Below are 7,918 nucleotides of genomic sequence, written 5' to 3'. Positions count from 1 at the left end.
TGTTGCCTCTCACAGATTTTGAGAAAAATTCTCACAGATTTTGAGAAAAATAATTTGCTCTGATTATGAATAAATATACAATAATTGCTTTCTAAGTAAAACCTCGCGCTACCCAAACGCGAGGTTTTACTTCTATTTAAAAGGAGAATCGGGAAAAGCAATTTTAGGTGACAGGATTTCTTTTGAGTATGTTCCTTATCCAGTATTCCGTTAAGCCATACTTAATGGCTAATTGTTTGATATTATAGCCATTGTATTCCTTTATTATCTTGCTATTTCTTAGCGGGATAATAAGTTTATCCAATTTCGGGATATATAAATATACTCCAGCGAAGGCTAGTCCAAGCTTCAATGCATTCTCTTTCCCGATGCATTCAGCCAATTCACTGTAGATCTCAGGAAGGTCTTCATTTTTTATATCTTGGATTAATTCTTCCATGTAATTAGTCATGATAACCTCCACATTGAATTAGGTTTCATTACGCTCCTGTTGCCGGGAATACTGCGGTTATTACGCCTGTGTTAGCATTATTTGTCGCTACTGCTCCTGCTACCGTAAAGAAGTCTTCAGCCACATCAGATAAGGTGAATCCTGCCTTCGGCGTAAGCGTAATTGTAGCTGTGTACACTGTTTCTGCGTCAAAAGTAGCGTCAACTGGTAACCAGGTTACAGTACCGGTGTACTGTGCCGTTTCAGTGATAGTGTTCACTGGAATTTGTCCGGTTACAGGTGCTGTAATCCCTCGTATTGCAGCAATGCTAATTACTTCAACTGACCTTGAAACATAGATAGCGTTTTTCTTGTTGCCAAGAACGAACGCATCATAGTATAAACGGCCTTCTACAAGCCAACCGTTAATTCCCTGAGGGTTTTCATGGATCTTATAATCAGAAAGCTTTTGAGGTGCTGTGGTAGCCTTTGGGTGCGTAATAATAAAGTCTATGCCAGCCTGGAAATAATCCGTAGGGCATGAAATTATGCTGATATTATCCACAGCAGCAACCATTCCATTAAACTTGATTTCCTGTGCTTTATCACTAGCATTAATGAATTTAGAATCCAACTTAAGCTCTTTAAAAAACCCTGGGGTAACAAAAGCGATCCGTCCATTAACCGGAATCTTTTTATCGGTTAGATAAGCAGAAGCTTCCAGCATGGCCTCATAAGCATTTAGTCTACCAACTACCTGTTTTACAGTCTTTCCTGCATTCTGCGCCATTCTTAAAAGCCTGTATTTATCCACTGTTGGAATAACAACTTCGTCCAGTTCTCTATTTAAGGCTGCTGCTGCACTATTAGCCTGCATGGTATCGCTGGAATTACGGCGGTCAATGGCAAAAGTAAAACTCTTATCCTGGGTCAATGTAAACTCCTGAATATCGTTGCCCAGCTCCACAGGAGTACCGTACCTGTTAGTTCCTTCCATAGAATAATTATTTAAGGGAACGGTAGGAATCGAATATACCTTGACTTTATTTACCCCGGAAAACTCATAATCATCATTTATGGCGGCTGCTGTTAATGCGCCAATTTTAAAGCATTCATCGATTTGAGAAGAGTATTTTTCAGCGTAATTAATTGGCATTTATCTCACCTTACTTTAAAAAGTTTTTTTGGCCTTTTAAGCCTTGAACAAATGGATCGTCGACAACGTTGTTTTGACCGCCGCCGGTTGGCGTAGTGCCTCTTAACCGCATATTAACGGCTTTATTGACTGCTTCACCAAAGACATTTTCAACTTTTTCTATGTTTTTGAGAACGTTCTCAGTTTCATCCTTAAAGTTAATAATGTCTAAAAACTCGTGCGGGATTTGGCTTTTATTAAAGCGGATTATTGTATCAGCCTTCATTTCAGCAATTTTCAGGGTTTTTTCCCGTTCTAATATTTCCTTTTCTCTTTCCTCTAAGGTCATTTTAGAACGGCGTTCAAGCTCTTCGGTCTGTTTTTGCAGCTTTCCACGCTCTTCGGTCAGCTTGGCTTCAATGGCAGCGTTAAAGTCTTCTTCCGTGTACGTTTTTGGGGTTGTAGCATCTACATTGGTTTGCTCTGCACTCTGGGCCTGGGTTACCTCCGCTGCTCGTGTATCTTGGGCTTGACCTGCTGTTTCTGTGCCATTTACTAACTCTTCGGGCATCCTCAATTCTCCTCTCACTTTACCGATTTCATCTGAATTTAATTTTAGAACTTCTTTTCGGAAGATTCTACGAAAGTAGTTCAGGAAATTACTTTATACCCTCTAAAAAAAGGAAGAGGAGAACCCTCCTCATTCTTTAGCTTTTTGCAATTTTTCTTGCGAATTCTGTTTTTGACTTCTCTTGTAGATAGCTTTGAGTCCTTCAATAACTTTGGATGCGCTTTCCAAGGTCAGCCATTGGATATGCTCCACCTTGTAATACTTCTTCAGGTAGCCTCTGAGCCGCTTTGGATCACTATCCCAGCCCAGCTTATACGCCAAGTCCTCAATGTATCTGATTTGCTTTTCTGAGGCCATTCCTGGCCGGTATTTCCTCTCTGGGTCAATTCCTAATTCCTTCATTATATGGATCAATACCTCGATTACATCGATCCCCTCTTTACTCGAAAGGGAAGAGATGCTGTCCGATCCTGTTACTCGATAGACTACGTCGTATACTGATTCTTTTGAGAGGTCTATTTCGCGTGCCATTGCCCATATTTTAGCGATCTGAGCTTTGCTGATGAAAGCCATTGCACTTCCCCTCCTTTAACCCGCTTTGATAATCTCTTTGTTGGTAAATTCGCTATACTTTTTGATTATGCAACCTTGCGACATTAAACTTATAAGCGCAAATCCATCTTCAAAACCTTTAAGGTACATGGCTTCATCCATGATATTTGCTCTCTGAACAAATGCTTCCTCCAGAACCATTAAATTATCTTGAATTTCCTTTGGGCCGCAGAAAAGAGAATCCCAAAGTTGGTCTACTTTCTCATCACAGCTGCAATATTCTTTATTATTTTCCTTTAGATCATGAAGCACTTTGTCCTGCACATCGTTGATAAAGTTATAAAAAGTATCTTTATCGTACATATTTTCCGCTCCTTTCATTTGATGATTTCTCAAATTCTGTGAGAAATCATACCTTCCAATAGCAGATTTAGAGATATTGAACCCTTTTTCCCTTAAGCATAATGATATGTCAGAGTAGGTCTTCATAGGATTTGACAGCATTATATTAACCTTTTCCTTAAGTTGTTCTGGCAGCTCCACTATCCGCATATATCTATGTTTTTTCATCAGAACCGCCTCCAAATTCTTGAGATTGAAACATCTCATTTTTATTGATATAATTACTTAGCGTTTTTGTTTCTGGCTTTTTGCCAGATTTTTTTTATATCCTCTTTGACCAAAAGCCGTAAACAGTCCTTCTGCCGGCATCCTTCAAGATATCCATGGTAATTATACTGTCCCCAGCCAGCCGGACGGACTTCTCATAAAGTTCTTCCATGATTCCCCTGATTCCATATTTCCGGGCAAAAACCGTAATAAGATGGGCCATTTCTTTCTTGGCTTCAGGAGTCATCCAGAGCGGCTCCACGATCTGCGCGGCTTCTTCTTTTGTCGGGCCTTGCAGTTCATAGACCGGGCCGAACCGGGAAACGATCTGTCCTTTCCCGCAGCGGACAAGTTCACCAAAGTCATCCGAATGACCGGATAAGACTACCCCTAAGTTCCTGTCGGAAGCGTCCCGGATATCCCGGATGGTTTCCATTATTCGCATGTTACCGTTCCGCATGATCCGACCAAATTCATCAATAATAATAAACTTAGGATTCATGGTAAGGAACCTGATCAGCTCGTTGGTCATGTCGTTGGCGTTGGTACTGGTAAGTGTCATGCAGAAGAGATCAGCGAGATCCTTTAAAAAACTCTTTAGGGTTACATTGGAGCGCGGTGTATAGAATAGTGCCTGCTCTTTTACTTCCAGGTAATGCTTGATGGTTGTCGTTTTCCCCAGCCCTGCTGCACCGGCGATAATTCCCCAGAGATTACTTTCCCTACAATCTTCAAGAATAGCCATGGTTTCAATAACATCGTTTGTTGAATAAAAAGGAATCTTCTCTGGATGGGTTGATTCTCTTTTCTCATGGTGGGAAGTGGTTACTTTGAGTACTTGCTTCACGTTTCTCCTCCTTTTTAAACTGATTTTCTGATAAGACCTTTTTCGACCAGTTCATCAATAATTGGGTTGGTAAGCTTTTTGACATATGCGTCATGATAGCTGAATTTTTCCGGCTTTTCAGGTTCAGTCTTTTTATTCCTGGCCTTGCTGATCTCCTTGGCGGTAGTCTCACCCTGCGAGAGCTGTACGACTTTAACCGGCTCGTTGTTTTCCCCGGTGGCTGCCTTGTGAGTGCGTTTTTGGTGCTTACTTCCTGCATCGTCAAGCCTGTCCTGTCGGTTCTTTTTGTAATTCTTGACCATTGATTCAGTTTTCTTCTGTTGTGCGATATGCTTAAATGTCTCTTCTGCACTGGTGATATAGTCTCTACGCTCTTTTAACGGCAGTTCTCCGATAAGGTTTCCTTCGTCGTCACAAGCATAGATTTGATTCATATCTGCCGGGTCGTAATAAATATTGATCTGTTCTTTGGAGTATCTGCATAGTTTAATGGGATCGTCATAGATATTACCTTTAAACATAATCCCGGTCTTGCGGACGATTCTGGCAGCTCCCCTGAGTAACCACATATCCAACATACGAGGAGAAGGCACTTCTTCTTTCCAACGTTTCCCTTCAAGGTATTTCTCTATGGGAGTCATACCGATTTCGGAATGATAAGCATTGTTTAAGCCATCAATAAAGACTTTAAAGTCCTCAATAACCTGCTCGAAAGATGCCAGCTTGTTTTCTTTCAGGAGTTTTTTCTCATCAAAATCTTCAGGTCTTTCCTTCGGACTGGCTCCACACCAGCCCGGATTATCCCTGTAGAAGTTACTGTTGACATCCCGGAATTTTCTTTCTATCCGGCCTTTACCCGGGCCGTTATGAATGGCGCAGGTTATTGCTATGATTTCAAGTCTTTCAAATAATCCTTGAAGATGGTTTGACTCTGCTTCCTCTGAAAAGTTAGGATTGCGGTTCCCTAATATCCTCTTAGAGATAAAATCCGTTCCATTGTCTATAAGGGTGAACCTTGGGACACCATAGATAGGAGATGATCCTTTTTTCGGAAGTATGGCGTACCGATACGCAAGGCCGATCGTTTCAGAATTAGCCTGGGTAGATACACACCAGCCGACAATGCATCGGCTTCTAGCATCTACTATCATAGTCAGCCAGGGTCTTAACGCTCTGCCTTCATAGTTGATGAAAAAGTCCATCCTTGTATGGTCAGCTTCCCAGACTTCATTGTTAAACTCGGGGTCTTGCCTTAATGCCCTGGTCATATGTTCGAGCCTCCAGAAGTCTTTGCCCCGGCGATGATAGTCTTTATACGTCAGAGGAATATCCTGGATGATCCTGCAGGCCGTTTGATAGCTTCCAATTTTCCAATTGTTCTTTTGAGCTTCCTTGACAGTCAAATCGTAACATTTTTGGACTGAGTACTTCCTGTTGGAAAGATGCGTCACAATGATATAATCTTGGGCAAGCAGGTTAAAACTTTCATACTCCCTGGTTAACGGAGCTTCATTCATTTTAACAATCTGATGCAGGACATTTCCATGAATCAATCCGTCCTGGCCGTACTTAAGATAAAGGTCTACCCGTCGATAAAGGGTAGCAACGCTTACTCCGCGCTCTTTAGCCAGGTCTTTAATAATTTTAGTTCTGTTTGGAACTCGCGACCTTTTAATTGCCAAGACTTCTTTAGCAAGTTCTTGGCTGTCAACGATTTTAGCTAAATTGTCTTCACCATATCTTCTGACGATCATGCCCAGTACATCGGTGTCAGGCTTCGTCTTGATCCGGGTGATTGGCTCAGGCTTAGAGGTTTCAGTAACGGTGGTATCTGATAACTCCTTCAAGTAAGCTTTTCTGGCTTTTTCGGACATAGTGTTAGGATTAATGAGATATCTCCGAATGTTGCCAGTGTCGTGTTCGATGTGATATTCATATTTGTTCTTATTAAGCCAGCGTCGTATTTGTCGTTCGTCTACGCATTCATAATAAGCCACTTGAGAAGTAGTTAGCCAAGATGCCACAGTTTCACCTCCAATCCATGTTATTCAACCATTTGTTCCGAATTTGCCATTACCTACAACGTTACAATCCTTTGGTTAAAGAAAGCCTCGACTTGACCCAGCCCTTAAAGGGGCCGTCAATTTGACGGTACCTTTTGATACAAGCGAAATTGAATTACAAACACCCAGCGGAGTTACTTGCTTCTCAAAAAATATTAGTGTAATCTGTTTAGCGTATCTTAACCGTTCATTCCCATTTAGCATGACCAGTCACATCATTCGCGCTGGGGTGGTTCGGGGGAATATACTAAGATAGAGGACACGCACCACAGAAAAAACATCTATTTCTTTTGAGAAGCTTCTTTAACTTCTTTGATATACGCCTCTGGGTCAAAGCTAAGAGTTAAGGCAATTCTATATGCTACGGGGAGAGTTAAAGATCGTCTTCCAAGTAACATGTCATTTAGATATCTTGGAGCTATCTTGACTTGTCTCGCAAGCCATGCCTGAGTTTTTCCAATTTCAAAGAGCTTATAAACTATTCTCTGAATATGGGACGGTCTGTCGGTTACTGTCTGAAATCGGATTGTTGACACGATTTTCCCTCCTTTCCTATAGTTGTCCTGAATGTTATACTAGTGTTAAATATGGGATACTGCTAACAATATACTAACCTTCGTTACGAAGATTGTCAATGAATATTTCATTCGTAACGAAGGTTTTGGAGGATTTTTTATGTCGTTAACTTTTGGAGAGCGTCTTAGAGAAGTTAGAAAACATTTCAAATTAACTCAAGCCGAATTTGCAAATATATTTGGACTAAGTTCCTCTTATATGTCTAACATGGAAACGGGGAAGGAAAACCCATCTGAAATGTTTATCTTATTTCTCGCTACAAAATTTAATATTGATGAAAATTGGCTTAGATCCGGAGAAGGAAGTATGTCTGGTAATTGGGACTTTACTGATGAAGGAATGATAAATAAATATAATGGTATGAAATTGTTATTTGAAAGCGCTTTTAAAAAATATACCGGGGATTCATTAGAAGCTTATTTAGATGCTTATTACGCATTTGTTAGTTTATTATCTGCGTCTCATTTAAAAGATCCTGAAATTGTAGCAGAATATTTAAAAGTGGCAAATGCTATAATAGATAATATTGAGAAGTTTATTGTCAACACTGATGATCTAAGGCTTTTTAAAAGTAAAAAACAGAATTATGAAATGTTGCTATATTACAAAGTTCGATCGGACGAGCTATTAGAACTGATAACTAATAGCCTTAAAGATGCTGCTAACATCTATTTAAGACATCACAAAATAAAACTGGAACTATAGTCTTAATATTTTGCATATTCATTCATTTTTACTACATAATTATACATATCTTATGTCCGCAGCGGATTTTGTTTGACAGCCTAAAAACCCAGTATTTATGCATGTCCGCGGGTCTTTCTAAAATGTCCGCGGCTTTATTCAAAATGTCCGCGGCTCAAGCCCGAAAAATCATTGAAAAATGCCTATAAATAAAAGACCGTCGCCAAGCGTAAAGCCTTGAATACCAAGGCTTTAAAGCTACTTAGCGACGGTTAGCGACGGTTAACTACGGGTCTACCGTTACCGATGAATTTTAGGTCAAAAACGGTTATTTTTCTCAAAATGGTGTGAGACCTGGTTAACTATAATAATCCCGTCTAATCCAGTCATATCAAGGGGTATCCCTTGTTATCTCGGATGTGAGTTTTTCTTAAAATCTGTGAGAGATAAC

9 protein-coding genes are annotated in these 7,918 nt (G+C 40.3%); 1 reads left to right on the top strand and 8 read right to left on the bottom strand.

Going from position 1 to position 7,918, the window contains the following annotated elements:
* Positions 1-163 precede the first annotated feature (163 nt).
* The 8 genes from AC6I5A_RS00050 to AC6I5A_RS00015 form a co-directional block, all read right to left on the bottom strand.
* The gene (locus AC6I5A_RS00050) at positions 164-451 is read right to left on the bottom strand and encodes a Mor transcription activator family protein (protein WP_052167771.1); all 288 of its coding nucleotides are present in this window, start codon (positions 449-451) and stop codon (positions 164-166) included.
* A 28-nt stretch (positions 452-479) separates the two neighbouring features.
* Positions 480-1,586: a N4-gp56 family major capsid protein gene (locus AC6I5A_RS00045; RefSeq protein ID WP_497900365.1), complete on the bottom strand. Its 1,107-nt coding sequence runs from the start codon at positions 1,584-1,586 to the stop codon at positions 480-482.
* Positions 1,587-1,596: 10 nt separating this feature from the next.
* Complete coding sequence (locus tag AC6I5A_RS00040) at positions 1,597-2,136, bottom strand: capsid assembly scaffolding protein Gp46 family protein (protein WP_034610218.1); 540 nt, start codon at positions 2,134-2,136, stop codon at positions 1,597-1,599.
* 129 nt (positions 2,137-2,265) lie between these two features.
* Complete coding sequence (locus AC6I5A_RS00035; RefSeq protein WP_034610217.1) at positions 2,266-2,709, bottom strand: phage protein GemA/Gp16 family protein; 444 nt, start codon at positions 2,707-2,709, stop codon at positions 2,266-2,268.
* A 15-nt stretch (positions 2,710-2,724) separates the two neighbouring features.
* Positions 2,725-3,258, bottom strand: a complete 534-nt coding sequence (locus AC6I5A_RS00030) for a phage protein Gp27 family protein (RefSeq protein WP_052167769.1) — start codon at positions 3,256-3,258, stop codon at positions 2,725-2,727.
* 94 nt (positions 3,259-3,352) lie between these two features.
* Entirely contained in the window at positions 3,353-4,144 is a 792-nt protein-coding gene (locus tag AC6I5A_RS00025) for an AAA family ATPase (protein WP_034610215.1), read from the bottom strand.
* A 14-nt stretch (positions 4,145-4,158) separates the two neighbouring features.
* A complete protein-coding gene (locus AC6I5A_RS00020; protein ID WP_034610213.1) occupies positions 4,159-6,168 on the bottom strand; it encodes a TnsB C-terminal domain-containing protein in 2,010 nt (669 codons plus the stop codon).
* A gap of 320 nt (positions 6,169-6,488) precedes the next feature.
* Positions 6,489-6,743, bottom strand: a complete 255-nt coding sequence (locus AC6I5A_RS00015) for a helix-turn-helix domain-containing protein (protein ID WP_034610212.1) — start codon at positions 6,741-6,743, stop codon at positions 6,489-6,491.
* Between the two features lie 139 nt (positions 6,744-6,882).
* On the opposite strand from AC6I5A_RS00015, the gene AC6I5A_RS00010 reads away from it, so the two are divergent.
* On the top strand, positions 6,883-7,488 hold the full coding sequence (locus AC6I5A_RS00010; RefSeq protein WP_052167763.1) for a helix-turn-helix domain-containing protein: 606 nt from the start codon (positions 6,883-6,885) through the stop codon (positions 7,486-7,488).
* The last annotated feature ends 430 nt before the right edge of the window (positions 7,489-7,918 follow it).

This window comes from Desulfosporosinus sp. Tol-M2, from assembly GCF_059735615.1.
The sequence above is the reverse complement of the archived record's forward strand: the minus strand, read 5'-3'. Positions and strand labels throughout refer to the sequence as shown.